Raw genomic sequence first — 21,192 nt, 5'->3', positions numbered from 1 at the left:
AAAATTATAAATTATGTTGTTTTCTTATTGTTTACATCCTAATAATAATTGAATAGTTTTAATAATTATATGGAATAATGTAGACTCTATATGAAACGGTGTGATAATATACAGAGATGAATTAAGGGGTGAAAACAAATGAGTTCGCACTTTTCCAATCATTCCTATAACAACCTGGATCTCAATTTATACACATGTGGCAAAGAAAGCTGTACCAGCAAGCACTCTTATGGTCCAGCCATTCGAAGCGGGTATATGGTGCATTATATTTTAAAAGGAAAAGGGATCTTTAAAGTCAACGATAAAATCTATCATTTGGAGAAAAACGATGCTTTCTTCATTGAGCCGAAGGTTTTAATTTATTATGAAGCAGATGAAATGGACCCATGGGAATATGCCTGGATTGGTTTTAATGGGGTGCAAGCAAAAGAATATCTAAGCCGGACCTGTATCAATAGGGACAATCCCATTTTCCGGTTTGAAGCGGAGGGTAGCCTTGCCCGCTGTATGGAGAGCATCGTCGTTTCTTCTACACTGAAATCCAACAAAGACCTGCTGCTTGCATCCAAGCTATATGAATTTCTGTATTTGATGTTTGAACATTACCCTAATCAGGAAGTCAACCATGAAGTAAGACAGCAGCGGTATATTAAAGAAGCGCTTCTCTTCATTCAGCAAAACTATTCACACTTCATTACCGTAAGTGACATTGCCAAGTACATTTCAATTGACCGTTCGTATTTGCATCGTTTATTTAAACAGCAACTAAATAAGTCACCGCAGGAATTTTTATTACATTTGAGGATTGAAAAATCGTGCTCCCTATTAAGAAATACTTCCCTTAAAATCGGAGATATTGCGCGGTCTGTAGGGTATAAAGATGTACTCCTATTCTCCAAAATGTTCAAAACGGTCAACAAGGTGACTCCATCCGAATACCGAAAAAATCCCCCAAAATAACACGCTTCGTTCGCAATTAAATTAGGCATATTCATTCCAAAAACAGAAAAATAGCGGCAGCATGGATCAACCTCATGTCCATACTGCCGCTATTGTCAAAAGAAAATAAAGTTCTAGACTGAAAAATAAAGTATTAGACTGACGTTGCTTCATTAAGCTAACGGGCAGGATAGTTTAAAGCTTTCGATAAATCGTATGGCCTTACGAAAGACAATAAAAGCGCAGCTCATGATTGGAAAAGACCGTTTAAAAGAGCACCACCAATTCCACTGGCAATTATGCAAATTTATTAGCATTAGCGCTGCGCCACTAGGCGTACTCGTCCCATTGGGCACTGCGGAACTCATGCTGGTTGCTATACAAGAAGCGCGTGCCAATTGCGACGAGCCGTTCGCTCTATATCATTCAGCGGTTACTTTGTATATTTGGTGCAGCAGGTCGTATCCCATGCCGTCAGCCAATATGTTCACCCTGAGAACACATAATCGTCCTTTAAGTATGGCCAGATGAGATTCCCAGCAAACGCAAAGCGAGTTTCAAGCAGTGGCGTTCTTCGTGTATTCGGTCAAATAATACACGGGGAATGGGAAAGTCATTTTTTCAACTATAAACAGTTGCCTGAAAGGGCAGAGAGGATTTCCTGTGTTGTCCGGGTACGCCCGATGCGTGGAAAAATGAAATTTTTTACGTAATCATGCCCGGTTTCGGAAAATCCAGTCATAGCATCAATCGCCAAAATCAGCTGATACCCATGCATAAACGCCTCCCGCGCAGTCGTATCAACGCCCAACTCAGTAGCGATGCCGCATAAGACGATGGTATCAATTCCCCGGCGGCGCAACTGAAGGTCGAGCTCCGTTCCGTAAAAAGCCCCCCATTGCTTCTTCGTGATGATATGGTCTGTCTCGGTGACCCGCATTTCCGGGACGATTTGATCCCATCCTTCAGGCAGATTCAGGGGTGGTCCAGGCGAATCCAACTTAGGACGCGGGATATCCTTCAAATCTTTACTAGATACCCGGACCAGTGCAACCATTGAGCTTTGCTCACGGAAAGTATCTGCCAAGGCTGCGGCGTTAGACACTACCTGCTCAGCAGAATAAGGGGCGTATTGATTTCCTATCCACTTTTGCAAGTCAATAACAACCAACGCTGTTTTTTGTGGATCCCATAATCGTTCCATTCTGTATGTTCTCCTCATCTCTTCGATTTGACCGTATGTTTAATTACACGAACATATAGTCATTTGACTTCATGTTTCGTATTTTGTACTATCATTCATGAATAGTCAAGGGGGAGATTTTTCTTATGAGTGTGACAAGGGAAGAGGTTTTAAAATCGGCGATGAAGCTTTTTAAGGAACATGGGTTTCTTTCGACGACGATACAGGATATTGCCGAGGATTGCGGTATTGCCAAAGGATCAGTCTATAAATATTTTCCTTCCAAGGAAGACCTCTTCAGCGAGGTGTTTGATCAATGCCATAACGCCTATTTTGATCAAGTCGATGAACTGAAACGCTTTCCCGAACTCTCGCCAGAAGAGCAGTTTCTGCAGCAGATCATTCTGCGATTCCGTTATTTTATGGAATACAAGCATATTCTGGTCGAATTCACGGAGCTCCCCATCCAACAGGATCCCAAGTTCCAGCCGCTTAGACACAAGGTTAGAGGGCGGCTCATCCGATGGCATAAAGAGTGCTTGATACAGGTTTATGGCGAAGAAATTTATCCGTTCCTGTGGGATTTGGTTTCCATCTATCGTGCGATTCTGAAGGAGTACTTATTTTGGATCGTTTATGAAGAAAAGTCTCTATCGCTTGAGGAAACGGCAAGGTTCATTTTGGATAAGCTCAATGTGCTCGTTAAGCATATGATGGCCTCTAACCTGAAGCCTCTGCTGAAACAGGCTTCGTTCGAGAGGTATTTAAGCTGGGGGCTCGAGGACCGCCAAGGGGAGAGAGAGCAGTTCCTTACCGAGCTGTTCCGGGAGATGGATTCGGCCCTTAATGTTCTTCCATCCGGCGCAAAACATCGTTCGGAGTTGAAAGAGGTTTACCATTTTATCCAGAACGAAACTCGTAAAGCGGAACCGAACTTCCCGTTGCTGCAAGCTTCGCTCTACTTTTTGGAGAGAGAGAAAGAGCTTAAAAGTCAGGTCATCCAGTTAAGGAATATTATTTATTCAGGTAGGGGGAGATAGCTTGTTATGTGAAATCAAATCTAACCCCATCGGGGACAAGAGTGAAGACTCTAGGGGTGGAGAGAACAATACGCGAGAAAGGTACGTCTAATGTTGTTACGGTTAGCGAGCATTCCGCTAACGGGAAACGTTAGTTCAATGGAAACAGCGACAGTCTCGTACTTTATTTTCTCGTCCTTGGTTGTCACTGTTTCCATTTTCTAGGCTCAGTCTAATACTTTATTTTTTGCTGACAGCTATTCAATTAACATCAGTTCTCTTTTTGCTTCGTATAATACTCGGTGATCAGATCAAGGAACACCTTGGGAAACGCCAAGGTGGCCATATCTGCCTCGCTGATCCAGCGGTACCCCGCTGGCAGCACATTGCGCGCGTGCTCCGCCTGCTCAGCCAGCGTAATCAATGCACCCGGCTTCGCTCCGGTGCTGTAGCTGGCCCGCTGTTCGGCAGCCAGCGGATATCCTCCCGCCTCCCCGGCAGGGGCGGCGACCTCTTCACACTGGAACACACGCAGGTTCCAGTGAATGTGGCTGAACGTGTGCTCCGCCTCACGTACAAACCGCACCGGGCGCGCAAGCACGCCCTCTGCCAGCAAATGAGCCGCCAGATGGTCCATGACGGGCTCATCCGGCACCGGGCCGTTGTAGCCCTCCGGCCCGGCAAGCTCATGCGGCAGCTCCCACATGCGGGCCAACAGGCCCTTGGCCGGGCGCTGCCGTACGAGCAAGCGGCCGGCGTTCGCTCCGCTGCCCTCGATGAGAGCAACGGAGCGCGGCTCCAGCCGCGGCGGCTTCGCCTTGGTCTTGACTGGCAGTGTCTCCTCGCGACCTGCCAACCTGCCCGAGCAATGCTCCATGACTGGGCAGGTCAGACAATGAGGCGACTTCGGCGTGCAGACCAGCGCCCCCAGCTCCATCAGAGCCTGATTAAAATCAGAGGCTCTTCCTTCGGGAATCAGCTCCCGTACCAGACTTTCCATATGCGCCCGCGTGCTACCCTTCATAATATCCTCTTCAATGAGAAAATAACGCGACAGCACACGCATCACATTCCCGTCCACAGCAGGCTCTGGTCGGTTAAAGGCGATACTCATAATCGCACCCGTCGTATATGGGCCTACTCCTTTCAGTGCAGCGACAGCTTGTGTATCATCCGGTACCTGCCCGCCGTGAAGCTCAACTACTTGTTTTGCCGCAGTTTGCAAATTCCGGGCCCGCGAATAATAACCCAGCCCTTCCCACAGCTTAAGCACATCCTCTTCGGGTGCTTCCGCCAGCGCTTCAATTGTAGGAAAACGTGCAATAAAGCGGTTAAAATACGGAATGACCGTATCCACACGCGTCTGCTGAAGCATAATTTCCGAGATCCAGATATAAAAAGGATTCCGATGGCGGCGCCACGGCAAATCGCGTTTGTTACGTGTATACCAATTCAACAGTTCAAAGCTGAAATAACGCTTTTGTTCCAATGTATTTGTAGTCATCACATCACATCTCCTTATATTCGACAATCACAAAAGCAGAGGCAATGTTAGGCTGATGTGTAATACTCAAGTGAATGCTGTAATTCGAGTCACCTGTAGACGGCAACCTCAGTCTATCCCACGCGGATGAAGACAAATAAACTACTGGCTTCCCCCCAGGTTCCGGTAAAATATCCATATCGCCGAACCCGATGATTTGCCCAATTCCGCAACCGAAGGCTTTCGTTATCGCTTCCTTTGCGGCAAAGCGCCCTGCTACGAACTCCGCTAGTCTACCCTTGCGTTCCACAGCAAGCTCACGTTCTGCCGGGGTCAGCACCCGATTCAAAAACGCGTCTGCATATTTACCTGCCAAAATATCAGCCATACGGCTTATTTCCAGCACATCATGTCCAATTCCGTAGATCATTTGGGTATTCCCCGTCCTTTTTACTTTACTGGATCTATTGTAACAGTGCGTCCACACCCTGGCGAGTCACAAAGGCGTAAAAACGGCACCAAAATATGTTAAAATAAGAAAGGCTATAGGTGAATGTTTTGAAATTCAGCTGATATGCCCATTTAAAAAAATTCCCGTAGAAAGGAAGGATTGGATGTCAGAAACCATTATTGTTGAAGCAGGTACCGAAGCAGGAACAGATGCGGTGATCCGGGCTTCCTGGTTTCCCGCTAAAAATACAGCCAAAAGCCTGCTCATCATCGCTCACGGCTACAAAGGATTTAAGGATTGGGGCATGTTCCCCTATATAGCAGAAGCATTGAGTACGGATAACCATGTTGTGACCTTCAACTTTTCACATAATGGCATAGGTGAGGATCTAGAGAATTTTACCGAGCTGGAAAAGTTCGCACGCAACACCTATAGCCGCGAACAAGAGGATTTGGAACTATTGCTATCCAATCTGAGAGCACGTCATGAGTTCAGAGAATTGCCGTTGTTTCTGTTAGGACATAGCCGAGGCGCGGGGAGCTGCTTTGTATATGCTCTAGATCATCCCGGTGAGATTGCTGGCGTCATTTCATGGAATGGCGTGACAGATCTTGATCTGTTTACTTTACCGCAAAAAGAAGAAATGCGCGCCAAGGGGCGCAGCTATGTGGAAAACGCCAGAACCGGACAACAGCTTCCGCTGGATGCTGTCATTCTGGAAGACCTGGAACAAAATCGCCAGCGTTTTGCCATTGTAGACAGACTTGCCAACAGCCAGCTCCCAGCTGTACTGATCCAGGGAACCGAAGATTCCAAACGTCTACGGGAAGGCTCTGCCCTGCTCACTTCCGTTCGTCCCGACATCGAATGGGTACAAATTCAAGGCGGCACTCATACCTTTAATACCGTTCATCCATTCCAGGGAGGCAGTCTTCCACTCGATCAGGCGATTACCGAAACCCGCCGCTTCATTGAGTGGATCGCCAATTAATTATTGCCCCTTCAATACAAACGGCGATCCGCCGGGCGGATCGCCGCATTTATTTACTTCAGGATTTTGCAAAATTCGATTCCAGTCGCTCCAAGTGCAATATATAGACGAACTAGACCATTTCGATCTATATATTGTTTATTGAAAATCGCTTATTGGATTTTTGCAAAATCCTCACTTGAGCATTTTACAATTCCATAATGATTAATGCTTACACTCCTGGGATGCTTGTCCGCTTATGCGCTGTACGTGTAAAGAAGCTTTCCAGCTTTTCGCGTGCCGCCGGGTCAATTTCCTTGCCTTCTAGGTAGTCGCTGTTTGCTTCGTAGGAGATCCCCAGTTCTTTTTCATCCGTCTGGCCTTCCCACAATCCTGCTGTAGGCGCTTTGTCCAAAATGGCCTGCGGAACTCCGAGATAGCTGGCCAGCAAGCGCACCTGACGTTTGTTAAGCGTGCTAAGTGGCGTAATATCGACCGCTCCATCGCCCCATTTGGTATAAAAGCCTGTGATGGCTTCTGAAGCGTGATCTGTGCCAACGACGAGCAGATTCAGCTCATTCGCGAGTGCGTACTGAACCACCATACGTGTTCTTGCCTTTACATTCCCTCTCACTTGCGGAGTAATGGAACGCTCCAGACCGATATCCTTTAACGTATGCTCCACTTCCACGGCAACCTTGTCCACGGCTTCCTTGATGTTCGTTTCCCCAGCATATTTCAGGTCGAACGCTTTGGATACCGCGTAGCTATGCTCGATATCTTCCTGTTGGCCATATGGCTGGAATACACCCAGCGTTTTGTATTCGTCCCCTTGCTCCTGCGTCAATTCATCTGTAGCCCGCTTGCACAAAGCGGCTGCTACGGCACTGTCAATCCCGCCACTGATGGCGATCAACAGCCCTTTGCTTCCCGTTTTCGTTACATACGACTTGAGGAAATCCACACGCTTGCGGACCTCCGCTTCTACGTTAATCGTAGGTTGTACTCCCAATTCAGCAATAATCTGTTCCTGCAAACTCATCAGATAAGCACCTCTTTTTTAGGAATTTCCTTCACAAGCCAACATGCAAAAGCCCCGGCAAGTTTCGCAGGCGAAAAATGCGGGGCATAGCTTGAGCAGTCTTACCGGCAAAAACGATCAAATGCACTGGTCAAATCAGCAGCGATCTGATCTGCCGAACGATCCTCCACCTGATGACGCTCGATGAAGTGAACCAGCTCGCCGTCTTTCAACAGCGCGATAGAAGGGGAAGACGGTGGGTAAGGCGAGAAAAATTCGCGAGCCTTTGCTGTTGCTTCCTTGTCCTGTCCGGCAAAAACCGAATACAGATGATCTGGCGTAATATCATGCTTCAGTGCTTCAGCCACACCTGGGCGGCATTGGCCTGCGGCACAACCACATACCGAGTTCACAACAACCAGCACTGTACCTTTAGCATTAGGCAGCTTGGCCTCCACATCTTCAGAAGTACGCAGTTCCTGAATCCCAAGATTCGTCAGTTCATCACGCATTGGCTGAACTGAATCTCTCATATATTGATCGAAAGACATAGACATATTCTTTCACTCCTTTTCCAAAAATCATGTATACTACGTTTCTAATTTCATCCTTTGCCGTAGTAAAGGCATGGACATCTAAACTTCATTATACAATCTTTTTCACGTAATTTGCAAAAATCCGGATATATATTTGCACGATTATTTCTGTATCGAATTCATGACAGGAAACTCAGAATGATCCCGGTAAGTCGGAACGGTTCTGCGCAATCGAACTTTAAACTGCGTGCCCATTCCCTCCACCGAATCTACGGCAATTGTACCGTGATGACGCTCCACTATACTTTGACATAAGGCCAGACCCAGACCTGTACCTTTCGTTTTGGTCGTGTAAAAAGGTTGGAACAGCTTTTCAAGCTGCTTTTGCGGAATTCCCGGACCTGTATCCTTTACTTCCATTTCCACGAAATCCCCTTCCTCATGAGTCGAAATGGTCAGCACTCCCTTTTCCCCCATAGCTTCCATCGCATTACGCGATAAATTAAGCAGCAGTTGCTTCATTTCCTTAGGGTTTAAATGCAGCATCGTCACATGATCCTCTAACTTTAGCTCAATCGTCTGTCCCCTCAGATTCGCATCTGCCCACAATAAAGGCGTCAGTTCGCGAATAATATCATGCAGATGACATTGCTCCTTCTCGACAATTCGATTCTGGGCCAGTGAAAGAAAATCGTTAATAATCCCGTTCGCCCGGTCAAGTTCCTCCATCACAATGCGGTAATAATGGTTGAGGGATTCTGGGCTTTTCTCACGCATAAGCTGTAAAAAACCACGCACAACCGCCATCGGATTACGTATTTCATGAGTAATGCCTGCTGCCATCTGTCCAACCAGACTGAGCCTTTCAAAATTACCCAGCTCACTGCGCAGCGTCTCCAGCTCTGTAATATCTTGCAAGGCGATAATGACACCTGTCGTTTGGTTTGCATGTTTATCCCGAATAGGAAGGAAACTTGAGAAGAATACTTTGGGGGTAACATTTATAAAATCAGCCCCCGCCTCTCCTTCCAACGCTTTCGCAACTCGTTCGTTAACCGCAGGCAAAGCGCTAAAACCATATAACGAGGTGAATGGACGACCTACTACCTCAGGCAGCGTAATGTAGGGATCGTAGTCCCGATAGAGTTCCAGCATCGTTTTGTTCATATGTATAACTCGTTCTTCGCTGTCCAAAGTAACAAGAGATAACGGCATCAAATCCATAACTTGACGCAACTTATCCACTTCAATTAAATATTTGCTCGTAAACTCAGTCACATCACGCCGTAACGCCAGCTTCTCAAAGGCATTATGCATCAGGCTCACGACCGTAAAACTTGCCAGCACCCCTGCACCAATATTCCAAAACGTTGTAAGTAAGTCAGGAATGTATACCGCAATATCCTGTTTGCCCCACAGTAGCGGAAATATCGCCTTAAACAGCATATCAGCCACAACATATGCGGAGATCAGGAGCTTTTTGTCCAACATTGTTCCTCTTTGAAAAAACTTGACATGCAGGAGCATAAAAGGAAAAAGGATAAAACCCGTGCCCACGTACATCGGGGACATTTCTGTTGACTGGGCTATAATTAGGACTCCCATCAGTGCGGAAGCGGCGAGCACGAAGGCAGTGCGACGTCTACCGTACATGATGCCAACTGCAAGGGGAATAATACCGAGATTGGAAGGTAGACCATATGGAGACTGATATTGAAAGAGTGTACATAGCAATATGGCTGGCAAGCAACACAAATACAGTATTCCTTGATTGGGTCCAGGAAGCAGATTGCCACCCCAAACCTTTTTCTTATCCCCATAATCCGTTAATATAGAGAAAAAACCCGCCGATATAACGGCAAGGAGAACTTGGAGCACACTTTCCTTCAACGCAATTAACAAGGACTTCTCCCCCTCATCATCTTTCCTTGACGCCGTTAGTTGAATTAAAGCACAGGCTACAATATATTACAATATATGTGTTAAAATCCCGGTGTAGAACGACAAAATTTGCTAAATACTAGATGTTTATAAGAGGAGCGTTTTTACGCAATCCATATCCCTACAATTGAAAGATATACGCGTTACTGTACTCGAAAACTATCTAAAGTGACGGTATTACGTTATGATGAACAATCGGTTACACCGTTCTGAATGATTTTGAAAATTTGTCGACGAAAAGGAAGAGGTTAATGACTTACGACGTTATTGTGATCGGAGGCGGCTCAGCCGGATTAATGGCTGCTGCTGCCAGCGGTGAAGGTGCCAAGGTGATTTTGCTGGAAAAGGGAAATAAACTCGGGCGTAAGCTGGGGATCTCTGGTGGAGGCCGTTGCAATGTCACGAATGCCAAAGAGCTGGACGAACTCATACGGCACATTCCCGGCAATGGCCGATTTCTGCACAGTGCACTGGCGGCTTTCGGCAATCGGGATATCATCGCCTTTTTTGAACAGTTGGGTATAGCCTTAAAGGAAGAAGACAACGGGCGTATGTTTCCAGTGACGGACAAAGCCAAAACAGTTGTCGATGCTTTGATCAACAAGGTACGCTCTCAAGGAGTCGAGATTCGGACAAGCTGTCCTGTTCAAGAGGTTATTTACAATGAAGGTCATACAGCTGGGGTGCGACTGCGTTCCGGTGAAATCCTACATAGCCGTAATGTCATTGTAGCCGTTGGTGGCAAATCCGTCCCGCATACAGGCTCGGAAGGTGACGGCTATGCATGGGCAGAACAAGCAGGGCATACCATTACGGAGCTGTATCCAACAGAGGTGCCGTTGACCTCAGGCGAGACGTTTATCCAGACGAAAGAGCTTCAGGGACTATCCTTACGCGACATCAGTCTGACCGTATGGAATGCGAAGCAAAAGAAAGTTGTCGTCCATGAAGGAGATATGATTTTTACACATTTTGGTCTATCTGGCCCGACTGCTTTGCGGTGCAGTCAGTTTGTCGTCAAGGGAATGAAAAAGGATAAGGTGAACACGATGTTGTTGACTCTCGATTTGCAGCCTCACAAACATGCCGATGAAGTCTACCGTGAGACACTGGAATTGGCATCGGTCGATGCTAAAAAAGCGATCAAAAACGTGCTTAAGCCTTATTTACCGGAACGCTTAATTCCATTGTTGCTCCAGCAAGCCGAACTGCGTGAGGACTTGACCTATGATCATATTCCCAAGCAGCAGTGGCAAGAACTTGCTCATCGCATTAAGGCCTTTCCAATCCGTGTGAACGGTACGCTCTCTCTGAAGGAAGCATTTGTTACCGGGGGCGGTGTGAATTTGAAGGAGATTAATCCGAAAACAATGGAGTCCAAGCTGATGCCTGGATTGTTCTTCTGCGGTGAGATTCTCGATATTCACGGTTACACAGGTGGTTATAATATTACAGCGGCGTTTACAACAGGGCATACAGCAGGAACGCAAGCGGCTTTAAACGTGATGCTGTAGGAGTGGGAGACACTACGCGTAGGATTTGATCTTACGATCGCTGTTGCCACGGGATTCTCTTGATTATATAAAACATTTAAGGGTAAGAATTCCGTGGCAAAGGCGAACGCTTCGCTTCTCCAGATTCAAATCCTCCGCTTCGCTAGAAACCGTCATTACAACCGCATTTTTAGGAAAAACAGGAAGTAAAAAAACTTAAATCAGTCGTATTGCTGATCTAAGTTTTTTTTGAGTACTCGCGTATTGAACAAGCTCCATCTTGTTTTGACATTTGCCGCTATTCTATACCTCAATAATGATAGGTAAAATCATGGGTCTTCTCTTCGTCTGACTGTAAATAAACCGGCCAACATCATCTTTTAACATCTGCTTAATCAGTCCCCACTGACTCATTTCGATTTCTGTTAACTCGTTCACTGTGGACATAATCGTGTCGTGGATCTGGCTCATGAGCTCTTCGGAATCCTTAACATATACAAACCCTCTTGATATGACCTCTGGCGTTGCGAGCATTTGCTTCTCGTTTTTGCTCAACGTCATCACAATAATCAGCATTCCGTCTGATGAAAGCTTTTTACGGTCTCGCAGTACAATATTACCTACGTCCCCTGTGACCAACCCGTCTACCAAGCTATTGCCTGCTGCTACTTTGGGGCCTAGGGATGCCCTTCCCTCTTCGATTTGAACAGTGTCACCGTTATGGACGATAAATACATTCTCCATCGGAATTCCCACAGACTCCGCTAGCTGACGATGCTGATACAACATCCTGAATTCGCCGTGTATGGGAATTAAAAACTCGGGTTTCATCAGGGTCATCATTAATTTTAATTCTTCCTGGCTGCCATGACCGGACACGTGCATCCCTGTGGTACTGCCTGATCCATAAATAACGTTGGCGCCCAGTACGTACAGGTTATCAATGACCTGGGAAAGATTCCGTTCATTCCCGGGTATGGCTCCTGCAGCAATGATTACAGTATCACCAGGCAAAATTTCGATTCTGGGATGCAGGGAATTGGCTAGACGGGACAGTGCAGCCATTGGCTCACCCTGACTTCCTGTACATAATATAGCAATTTCTTCTGCAGGAAACCGTTCTGTTTCTCCCGCCTCAATCAACAAGTCCTCAGGCATGTGCAAGAAACCCAGCTCCTTAGCCACTGACACCACATTTATCATGCTGCGACCCAGTAGAACGAGTTTTCTGCCTGTTTCTACAGCCGCGTCAATGACTTGTTGGACACGGTTCACATTGGATGCAAACGTAGAAATAAATACTTGCTGTTTGGCTCTGGCGAAAGCATCCAAAATATGTCCGCCAACCAAACGCTCTGAAGGAGTAAATCCTGGCCTTTCGGCATTTGTACTTTCGGAGAGCAGCACTTTTACCCCCTTCTTTCCTATTTCAGCCATGCGATGAAGATCGGGGAAAGGTCCACTAACGGGAGACATATCGAATTTGAAATCCCCGGTATGGACCACATTTCCTTCCGGTGTCTGAAAAAAGACACCCAGGCAATCCGGGATACTGTGGACGGTAGTGAAAAAGGATGCCTGAATCGTTCCTGCTTGAACGGTTGAATCCGCATCTATAAGATGAAGCTCAGCATCACGTAAAAGGTTGTGCTCCCTTAACTTAATTTTAATTAATTCGATGGTGAGCTTTGTTCCATAAACGGGCATATTAATCTGCTTCAGCAGATAGGGAATACCTCCGATGTGATCCTCATGCCCATGAGTCACAATGAGCGCTCTGACTTTATCCTGATTTTCCAGCAGATAGGTGACATCCGGCACAATGAGGTCAATACCAGGCAAGTTCTCATCAGGAAACTTGGAACCACAATCGATAACGACAATATCCTGATCGTATTGGATAAAATACATGTTTTTCCCGATTTCATTAACACCGCCTAGAGCAGCAATGAGTAATCTATTATCAGCATGCATCAATTTTATTTCCTCCTTAGGAAAATGCTATCCATATTATTCATTTTCCACGTAAACTTATGCACAAAAAGAAACCCTTGTCTCTAAAAGACAGGGGCTCTCACTTGATTTATTAGATACCCACCGCAGCCGAAATAGCAGCAAAAATAGCAGCAACTAACCACAGGATCGGGAATAGCTTGAAGATTACCTTCAGCCACTGTCCAAAGCTGATCCGGGCAATGGCCAATCCCGCCAGCAGTACTCCGCCTGTCGGTGAAATTAGATTGGTTAACCCGTTACCGAATTGGTACGCTGTGACTACTGCTTCACGATTGATACCTACAAGATCGCCAAGCGGTGCAAGTACAGGCATGGTTAGTGCTGCTTCCCCCGAAGAAGATGGGACCAGGAAAGTAATAATATTATGTGCAACCAACATAATGGTAGTGAACAAGTAACTTGGCAATCCTTCCAGAATGCTTGCGAGTGCATTCAATACGGTATCGATGATCATACCCTGCTCGGCGATGATCAGAATTCCGCGGGCGAGACCTATGATCACTGCAGCGTAGATGAATTCTCCACACCCTTTTACAAAATTCTCAGCTATTTCCTTCTGGCTCATTTTAGTAACTACTCCGACAAAAAGACCGAGTGCGAAGAAAAGGGCACCAATTTCAGTCATATACCAGCCTTTGGACAAAATTCCCCAAACAATTGCTCCAAGCGTTACAATAAATCCACCTATTATTAATTTGTCCCGAAACGTGAAGACGACGTCCTCACCTGTATTTTCTTTTATAAATTGCTCACGATTTATAATATCACTCTGAAAAACAATGGATTTCTGCGGATTTCTCTTAACACGATGCGCATACCACATCGTAAAGGCAATAGAAATCATAGTAAATACAAGCCATTCAATAAATCTCAGCCAGAGCTGAGGATTCCCCTCCACTCCTGCGATCCCCTGGGCAATCAATACTGAAAATGGATTAACAGTCGAACCAACATAGCCAATTTGCGTTCCCAGAAATAGAATGAGAATAGCAGTCATAGAATCGAAGCCTAGGGCAAACATTAACGGAATAAAAATCGCATAAAGCGGAATAATTTCTTCGCTCATCCCAAAGGTAGAGCCTCCGAGACTGAATATAACCATGGCAATTGGAATAAGCAGAATCCCCTTATTCTTCAGCCGTCTGGCAAGAGCTGTCAGGGCACGATCGATGGCTCCCGTCTGCAGTATAATCCCGAAGGAGCCGCCCACAATAAGGACAAAAGAGACCACATCCGCGGCATTGATAATCCCCTCAATAGGAGCGCTTAGGATTTGAGGGAGTCCTTGTCTTAAATCACCGTTCTCACCAGTTTTGGGTACAGTGTGATAGGTTCCCGAAACGATCGCCGTTTTGGTCACACCGTTCACTGTCACTTCATGACGCTCAAATTGTCCGCTGGGCACAATCCATGTCAATGCGGCGACTGTAATAATAATCAAAAATATTAAAGTATAGCTATGGGGCAAGGATAATTTCCATTTCATATTCTTGATGTTCATGTTTATCCCTCATTCCAAGAATGGTTATACGTAACCTTCCCTCCCATAATGGTCAATATCACTTGGGCGTCCCTGATGTCACCAGCGGATGCGTTAAGGAGGTCGCGATCAAAAACGGCGATGTCAGCATATTTTCCAGCCTCTAGCGTGCCTGTAACCTCTTCCATATAACAATGTTTGGCTCCATTAATGGTCCATGCCTTTAAAACTTCGGATGGCGGCATCCCCCGATCGGGATACCAGCCTCCAGCAGGTGATCCGTCCGGAAATAACCGATGAGAAGCTGAGTACAGTGAATCGGGAACACTCGTGATAAATAAGGGCAGATCAGTCCCAATGGTTATTGGCACATTAGCCTCCAGCATAGATTTATAATTATAAAACCGATTTTCATTACCTTTGCCTACCACAACAGGCATATAGGCCTCTTCATAGGTTGGATTCAGTAGCAGGATTTGAGCGTAGACTTCGGCAAAAATTTCGTTTTCACCCATTCTGATCAGATCATCTGGATGAGGATACTCTAGATCACTGATCGAATGTCTGATAAGGTTATTACCTTGTTGTTCGCGGCATTTTTCAATCATGGATACCGCTTGGCGAATCGCAGCATCACCTTCTGCAGTTAGGCAGCATTTGATACCTTGGCTGTCTGCTTCCAGCACAGAGGCTTCAATCTTTTTGTAGTCAACCGTCCTCAAAGTCGTTACTCCGGGCATATCTGCGTAAGGTTCCAGCATGTCCCCCGTATGATCTGCTACGACACCGTCAAGCATCAGCTTGTATCCTTGGAAACGAATAAGGTCTCCATTATAAAGTGCTTTATACTTCATACCGGTGGCAATATCAAGCGATTCAACAACGGGTTCAAGCGAGAAATGAAATCGGAGTGGCAGTTCCCCTGTTTCTTTCAATTCTTCTAGAATCGGCAGCAACTCGCTATGCCGGTCAAAGCCAATATCTTTTATGGAAGTAACTCCTCGTGCAGCTAGTATGCGGCAAAACTCCATAAACTCTTGTTTGACAAGACTGTGGTCCTGCATCATAGCTTGGAGCAGCAAAGCGCGTGCCTCAGCACTGCATTGATCCGGCAAAAATTGATATTTCTCCTGAGCCAGTCGGTTCATCCAGCAGTAGCTTTTATTTAGGTTAATGGCAATTACCGCCCGATCAGGGAACAGCTCGTCCAACAAGCTTTGCTCAGGCAGCTTGCCCCATCCTTCCTCGCTCCAACCGTAAGCGGTTACATCTTTCCCTGGCGGAAGATTGTTTGCCGCTTGTAGCATTGATTCCACTGCTTCTTCAATCGAGGCTGCATGAGTCAAATCCACGCCCCGATGCATCGACATATATCCGGTAAAAAATACATGGTTGTCATGAACTCCTGGCATGATAAAAGCATCACCCAAATCACAGACAACCGTTCCCGCTCCTATCCAAGCTTGTGCTTCCTCGGGACGCCCCACTGCTGCAATACATTCTCCTCGCAGTGCAATAAACCCAGGCGAGGCTTCATTTTCTAAGCCATTAAAAATAGCATTTGACAGTAAAACTTTGTCCGCTAATGTGTCATTCTTCCCTTGCACAATTTCACCCCCTCATTATTTATCCGCCCTATAACATAACGTAATATAACGTTATAATATTGCTTCTGCTTCTCTTATGAAGTGGAAGCAGAAGCTGCGCCGTACCTGAATAACATTACCTAACAGGCAATGGATTTATATTGAGAATTGATAACGGTCTCCAATGATGTACTGCTTACCTACATGAACGGGGCTTCCATGCTGATCATAAATAATCGTGTGCATGTAGAACAACGCCTGTCCGATGGCCGTCTCCAGCAGCTTTGCTTGGTATTCATCCGCCAAAGCGATTTGTAATATCGTCTCTCCCGGTTGGTTAGGATCGATGCTGTATTTATGACGCAGCAGTTCGTATACAGAGCCCTCCAACTGTTCTTCCATTAGAAAAGAAAATCGGTCATAAGGATAAAGATTATTCTCCAGCATTAGCGGTCGATCACCGGCGTATCTCTTGCGCTGAATAAATAACACTTTTTCTCCTTGTGGCAGCTGCAACTGATGTGCAATTTCCTCATCTGCTTCTATGATTTCACGTTCTGTGACCACACTGTGTGAAGAGAGGCCGTTGGATTTGCAGGCAGCTGTAAAGCTGATAATATGTTCAATCTTCCGCCCAATTTTGGGTACATTGACAAAGGTACCTTTTCCTTGACGTTTGGTCAGATAACCTTCATGAACCAATTCGGCAATTGCTTTTCTTACGGTAATTCGACTTACATTGTAGGTCTCGCTTAGCTCAGTTTCGGTCGGTATACGACTTCCCTGCGTAAATGTTCCATTATGAATAGCGGTTTTGACTGCTTTTTGTAATTGAATATATAATGGCTCTGCTTGGTCTGAATTCAACATAATGTGCCCTCACTTGTCATATAACGTTATATTACTCCCACTTAGAGTATCAAATGTTACATATTCTTACAAGTGAAGATATTTGAAAATATTTTATTAGTAGTGGACGCCGTATCCGAAAGAACCTTCTACCAGACAGCTCTGGGCGGCAACCCTCGAGCCTTCTGCCATAGCGTCCTGAATGTTGCTATTTTTTAAAAAACTCAGTAAAAAGGCGGTTATATAAGAGTCTCCTGCCCCCATCGTATCCACAGCGTCAACGGAATCAGGCATTTGAAAATAGAACTTAGTACCATCATAGGCAATAGATCTATCTCCGCCGCGTGTGGCTACCAGGATTTGCCCCTCTTTTTTTCGATTGGAGCGGATATAGTTCTGTGTCTCTTCATCCGTCATATGGCTGCAAGAGAAGAAAGCGAAATCGGCATACGCAATATATTTCTCCACTTGTGCATCTACGAAATCATCCGAAAAGTCAAAAGAAAGAGGGATTCCCAGTGTCTCCAATTCAGGCAGCAAGTGCCCTGTATGACTGTACAAGCCGGTGTGTATAAGGTCGAACCCGCCAACATAGGCCTTGTCTTCTTCACTCAGCTCCAGCGGATGGAGACGTGTAACTCCTCCCTCATTGCTGCCCAGAAATACTCTGTCTCCGTCTTCCAGGGTTACACGTGCGCAGCCGTTCTCACCGCTGTGATATCTGCACCGTGAAATGTCAATTTCCAGCTCACGGAGAATGTGTTCTACATGCTGCGCTTCGTTATCATCTCCGAATACTCCTATAAAGGCTGCATCTACTCCCGCTTTTTTGGCAAATACACTGAAATTAAGCGCATTGCCGCCAGGATACATCATGTGCAGATGAACATATTTATCTACCACATTATCGCCAATGCCTAGAACTTTCATGATGGTTTCCTCCTGTTGGTAAGAGCGCTTAGTAAGCTACTTTGCCCATATAACGGCGAGTTTCCAGTGGGTGATTGCGTACATTTGCGAGTGCTTCACGATAAACACATACAATGCTGTAAAATAAAACCGGGTTAAAAAACTCGACGACCTCGTCGGCAATGGTTCCGATTCCAAGCTCCTTCGCATCGATCACTTCCACTTTCTCGGCATATTGACTTAGGAAAGTCCGTGCCCGCTCATCCAGTGCCCGTGTGCGTCCTTCGTTGATCATCAGAATAAATGGAGTTTCTTTATCCGTTACTTCAAACGGACCGTGGAAAAATTCACCGGAATGGATTGAAGCCGCATGGAGCCATTGCATTTCCATCAGAGAACAGATAGCAAATCCGTAGGCATGTCCATAAGAAGCTCCGCTAGTCAGAATATAGAAGAGATCTTCATTGCGATATTTGTCAGCGAACACACTGGCACGCAGTTCAACTTGTATTTTTGCCCGGTTAATAATTCCATTGATTGCTCCCAAGCCGTTCTGGAAAGCTTGATAATGCACATAGCCTTCAGCGATTTGAAGCAGCTCAACAGTAAGCTCCAAAATAATAGCCATAGGATTATTTTTGACATCGCTCTCATCTCCCCATTCGTAGAGGAATGAATAATCGGAATAATTGAGCAGTGTCGCTTCACTATTGTGGGTTAAGCCGATGGTGTAAGCGCCTTTCTCTTTGGCTGATTTAGCAGCCGCAACCGATTCCGGCGTGTTTCCACCATGGGAGCAAACGATGACTACTGCGTTTTTACCTAAACGTTTTGGCAGCGCGTGCACAAACTCATTCGCCGTATACATGCCTGCTACCAGCTTCTTTGCTTCACTATCCAGAAAATATTTTGAGGGATACATATCGACTAATGAGCCCCCGCAGGCTACTAAATAAACCTCTGAAATCTTCCCACTCGCTTGTTCATAAATCGTTTGAACCGTCTGATGTACATTCATTGTTATCTCTCCCTTTTATATAACGTTATATAACGTATTGTTTACGAGATAAATATAAGCGCTTTCAATAAAAGTGTCAAGCCCAATTATTCGATCAAATAGACTTTTTTTATAACCTGTCATTAAAAAAGCTCTAATCCTTTTGTGTACGGGATTAGAGGCTACTCCTGCAATATACGTACAAAAAAATGGTCTTACAGATGAGTTTGTCCGAATAAACTAATATAGACAAATACATAACATCCAATATTACTCAAGGAGGAAAAAGGACATTAATACGTTTATCAGTTATATTTTTCTCGGTTTGTCACTTTCCGCTCCCATTGGACCGATTAATGCCGCACAGTTGGATCGAGGTATTAAGAATGGGTTTTGGCATGCCTGGTTTATTGGTCTTGGTGCAATAACCGCAGATATAATCTATATGCTGCTTGTCTATTTGGGAATGATCCACCTTCTTAATGCCCCGTTTGTCAAAGCTTTTTTATGGTTGTTTGGATTTTTCGTGCTTGTGTATACAGGTGTTGAAAGTATTAAAAATGCTGGCGTGATTTCAGAGTCCGAATTACGGGGAAATGGTAATACCCTAACCAACTCATTTCTAGCGGGCTTCCTGATGTCATTATTCAATCCCCTCTCCATCCTGTTCTGGCTTGGGATTTACGGGTCCATACTCGCAAACGTAGCTAATACATATCCAGTACAACAGCTAATGATCTTTAGCGGAGCGATTGTATTAGGTGTGCTACTCTGGGATGTGACTATGGCAGCCGCTTCAAGTATTTTCCGTAGGTTTCTAAAAACCGGATTGCTTAAAACCATCTCTTGGATGTCTGGATTATCTCTTATCGGTTTTGGCTTTTATTTTGGTGTACAAGCATTTCAATTACTTTTTTTACACTAACTCTTTGGCTTCTTGGCAAAATTACCGAGATACCTTCGTGTGTTTTCGGCGAACCCATTGTACGATAAGGTCACATATTGCAATTAACAAGACAAGCAATAAGCTGATGTAAACTCCCGGGCGGCTAAGCTTATGAAAAAATGATCCGACCACAGCCATAGCTATCAACAATAATCCAATCCAACATTTAATATGGTTTGATCTACTCGATTCCAGTAGCTTACCTGAAGACAGCAAAATAAAGCACCAATTATACAACAGCATTAAACCCGCTGCAGTAGTGATATATTCATATACTTTTCCCGGTAGTAGCAACGACATTACGATGGCTGAGATTAATCCAACGGAGATCAAACTAAGTGCATATAGAGGATATTTACCCTTCCACTTCCGTGAAAATAATGTGGGTGCATCTCCTTCCTGTGCGAGCGTAATCATCATTGATGTCTCTGCATATAGGGATGCTGTCATTGTTGAGAACCCTGCAATAATAAGCACTCCATTAAATAAATGAGGCACAAAAACTAGATGATCGCTGCTGAGCGCAAGCACAAAAGGACTTTCTTTCGGGTTAAAGGCACTTAATGGCACCATAGACACAGCCAGACCAATCGAAAGCACATACACTGCAACCAGTGTAACCAGCATTACTTTTCCTGCTTTAGGTGCATCCTCCGGTTTTTGAAGCCGATTTGACATAATTCCGAGCACTTCAATACCTCCGTATGCATAAAAGGCAAAAATAAAAGATGACCACAATCCTATACCGCCGGTAGGGAAAAACTCTTTGTAACTGTTGGGGAGCTTTGGATTATATTTTCCTCCTCCGATCCAGCCTGCCAAAAGAGCTACGGCCAAGACCAGAAACATAACAATAGCTGCCATCTTAATGATGGCCAATACATTTTCAACTCGATCAAAACCCTTATTGCCAAAAAAAACAATCACAAGCCCTAAAATCCCGAAGCCTGCCGCAAAGATCCACATCGGTACCTGAGGAAACCAAAAACGTGAGAATATAGACAACGCAGTTAACTGGCTCCCATTAATAAGGAGTTCCGAAAACCAATATACCCAGCCACTGCCGAATCCTGCCCAACTTCCAAATGCTTTTTGGGCATAGGAACGGAAGGAACCCTGTTCAGGATGATCTGCCGTCATTCGCGAAAGAGCATCAAACACTACATATGTTCCAACCGCTGCCAAAAAGTATGCAATCAGTACGGCTGGACCGCCAATAGAAATCGCTAAGCCGGACCCCAGAAAATATCCTGTACCGATAGTACCTGCAACTCCTAACAAGCTAAGTTGCCACCATTTTAGTTTTTGTTCTTTTTGCATATCAGACGGTTTGTCCATTAAAAAATCACCCTACTCCTAGATTTTGGGACAGA

Annotated in this window: 19 protein-coding genes; 6 read left to right on the top strand and 13 right to left on the bottom strand. The window is 45.3% G+C overall.

Features of this window, described 5'->3' with window-relative positions; all coding sequences use genetic code 11:
- Positions 1-138: 138 nt before the first annotated feature.
- Complete coding sequence (locus JOE49_RS09435; protein ID WP_023986988.1) at positions 139-960, top strand: AraC family transcriptional regulator; 822 nt, start codon at positions 139-141, stop codon at positions 958-960.
- A 228-nt stretch (positions 961-1,188) separates the two neighbouring features.
- A complete protein-coding gene (locus JOE49_RS09430; RefSeq protein ID WP_209940967.1) occupies positions 1,189-1,470 on the top strand; it encodes a hypothetical protein in 282 nt (93 codons plus the stop codon).
- A 94-nt stretch (positions 1,471-1,564) separates the two neighbouring features.
- Here the strand turns inward: JOE49_RS09430 and JOE49_RS09425 are convergent, their stop codons facing one another.
- Complete coding sequence (locus tag JOE49_RS09425) at positions 1,565-2,143, bottom strand: hydrolase (RefSeq protein ID WP_029515795.1); 579 nt, start codon at positions 2,141-2,143, stop codon at positions 1,565-1,567.
- 125 nt (positions 2,144-2,268) lie between these two features.
- Here JOE49_RS09425 and JOE49_RS09420 point away from each other — a divergent pair, with 125 nt between their 5' ends.
- Complete coding sequence (locus JOE49_RS09420) at positions 2,269-3,162, top strand: TetR/AcrR family transcriptional regulator (RefSeq protein WP_029515796.1); 894 nt, start codon at positions 2,269-2,271, stop codon at positions 3,160-3,162.
- Positions 3,163-3,412: 250 nt separating this feature from the next.
- Here JOE49_RS09420 and mutY read toward each other — a convergent pair whose 3' ends face one another.
- Positions 3,413-4,645 (bottom strand): A/G-specific adenine glycosylase, encoded by a 1,233-nt coding sequence (mutY, locus tag JOE49_RS09415; protein ID WP_209940966.1) that lies wholly within the window; start codon positions 4,643-4,645, stop codon positions 3,413-3,415.
- Between the two features lie 4 nt (positions 4,646-4,649).
- Positions 4,650-5,054, bottom strand: a complete 405-nt coding sequence (gene acpS, locus JOE49_RS09410) for a holo-ACP synthase (protein WP_071559312.1) — start codon at positions 5,052-5,054, stop codon at positions 4,650-4,652.
- A gap of 184 nt (positions 5,055-5,238) precedes the next feature.
- Between acpS and JOE49_RS09405 the strand changes: the two genes are divergently transcribed.
- The gene (locus tag JOE49_RS09405; protein WP_069080781.1) at positions 5,239-6,066 is read left to right on the top strand and encodes an alpha/beta hydrolase family protein; all 828 of its coding nucleotides are present in this window, start codon (positions 5,239-5,241) and stop codon (positions 6,064-6,066) included.
- A gap of 211 nt (positions 6,067-6,277) precedes the next feature.
- On the opposite strand, the gene nadE is transcribed toward JOE49_RS09405, so the two are convergent.
- From nadE to JOE49_RS09390, 3 genes are all read right to left on the bottom strand, one after another.
- Positions 6,278-7,087, bottom strand: coding sequence for an ammonia-dependent NAD(+) synthetase (gene nadE, locus JOE49_RS09400; RefSeq protein ID WP_075153725.1), 810 nt, complete (start codon positions 7,085-7,087; stop codon positions 6,278-6,280).
- A 101-nt stretch (positions 7,088-7,188) separates the two neighbouring features.
- Positions 7,189-7,623, bottom strand: coding sequence for a BrxA/BrxB family bacilliredoxin (locus JOE49_RS09395; RefSeq protein ID WP_209940965.1), 435 nt, complete (start codon positions 7,621-7,623; stop codon positions 7,189-7,191).
- A gap of 141 nt (positions 7,624-7,764) precedes the next feature.
- On the bottom strand, positions 7,765-9,504 hold the full coding sequence (locus JOE49_RS09390) for a two-component system sensor histidine kinase NtrB (protein WP_028541021.1): 1,740 nt from the start codon (positions 9,502-9,504) through the stop codon (positions 7,765-7,767).
- A 290-nt stretch (positions 9,505-9,794) separates the two neighbouring features.
- Here JOE49_RS09390 and JOE49_RS09385 point away from each other — a divergent pair, with 290 nt between their 5' ends.
- Positions 9,795-11,057: a BaiN/RdsA family NAD(P)/FAD-dependent oxidoreductase gene (locus JOE49_RS09385; RefSeq protein WP_209940964.1), complete on the top strand. Its 1,263-nt coding sequence runs from the start codon at positions 9,795-9,797 to the stop codon at positions 11,055-11,057.
- 282 nt (positions 11,058-11,339) lie between these two features.
- Here the strand turns inward: JOE49_RS09385 and JOE49_RS09380 are convergent, their stop codons facing one another.
- The 6 genes from JOE49_RS09380 to JOE49_RS09355 all read right to left on the bottom strand — a co-directional run bounded on the left by JOE49_RS09380 (position 11,340) and on the right by JOE49_RS09355 (position 18,894).
- Positions 11,340-13,010 (bottom strand): ribonuclease J, encoded by a 1,671-nt coding sequence (locus tag JOE49_RS09380; protein WP_028541023.1) that lies wholly within the window; start codon positions 13,008-13,010, stop codon positions 11,340-11,342.
- A gap of 112 nt (positions 13,011-13,122) precedes the next feature.
- Positions 13,123-14,553, bottom strand: a complete 1,431-nt coding sequence (locus tag JOE49_RS09375; protein WP_160788771.1) for a YfcC family protein — start codon at positions 14,551-14,553, stop codon at positions 13,123-13,125.
- A gap of 2 nt (positions 14,554-14,555) precedes the next feature.
- Positions 14,556-16,139, bottom strand: a complete 1,584-nt coding sequence (locus tag JOE49_RS09370) for an amidohydrolase (RefSeq protein ID WP_209940963.1) — start codon at positions 16,137-16,139, stop codon at positions 14,556-14,558.
- Positions 16,140-16,274: 135 nt separating this feature from the next.
- Entirely contained in the window at positions 16,275-16,988 is a 714-nt protein-coding gene (locus JOE49_RS09365) for a GntR family transcriptional regulator (protein WP_028541026.1), read from the bottom strand.
- Positions 16,989-17,084: 96 nt separating this feature from the next.
- The gene (locus tag JOE49_RS09360; protein WP_076295367.1) at positions 17,085-17,897 is read right to left on the bottom strand and encodes a PfkB family carbohydrate kinase; all 813 of its coding nucleotides are present in this window, start codon (positions 17,895-17,897) and stop codon (positions 17,085-17,087) included.
- Between the two features lie 28 nt (positions 17,898-17,925).
- On the bottom strand, positions 17,926-18,894 hold the full coding sequence (locus JOE49_RS09355) for an SIS domain-containing protein (RefSeq protein WP_209940962.1): 969 nt from the start codon (positions 18,892-18,894) through the stop codon (positions 17,926-17,928).
- Between the two features lie 271 nt (positions 18,895-19,165).
- Here JOE49_RS09355 and JOE49_RS09350 point away from each other — a divergent pair, with 271 nt between their 5' ends.
- Positions 19,166-19,798, top strand: a complete 633-nt coding sequence (locus JOE49_RS09350; RefSeq protein WP_029515810.1) for a LysE family transporter — start codon at positions 19,166-19,168, stop codon at positions 19,796-19,798.
- A 21-nt stretch (positions 19,799-19,819) separates the two neighbouring features.
- On the opposite strand, the gene JOE49_RS09345 is transcribed toward JOE49_RS09350, so the two are convergent.
- Complete coding sequence (locus tag JOE49_RS09345; RefSeq protein ID WP_209940961.1) at positions 19,820-21,157, bottom strand: amino acid permease; 1,338 nt, start codon at positions 21,155-21,157, stop codon at positions 19,820-19,822.
- Positions 21,158-21,192: the final 35 nt, after the last annotated feature.

Origin of the sequence: Paenibacillus sp. PvR133 (assembly GCF_017833155.1) — a bacterium.
GTDB classification, from domain to species: domain Bacteria; phylum Bacillota; class Bacilli; order Paenibacillales; family Paenibacillaceae; genus Paenibacillus; species Paenibacillus polymyxa_B.
Note: the sequence above shows the minus strand (reverse complement) of the source record. Positions and strands in the feature narration are given on the sequence as shown.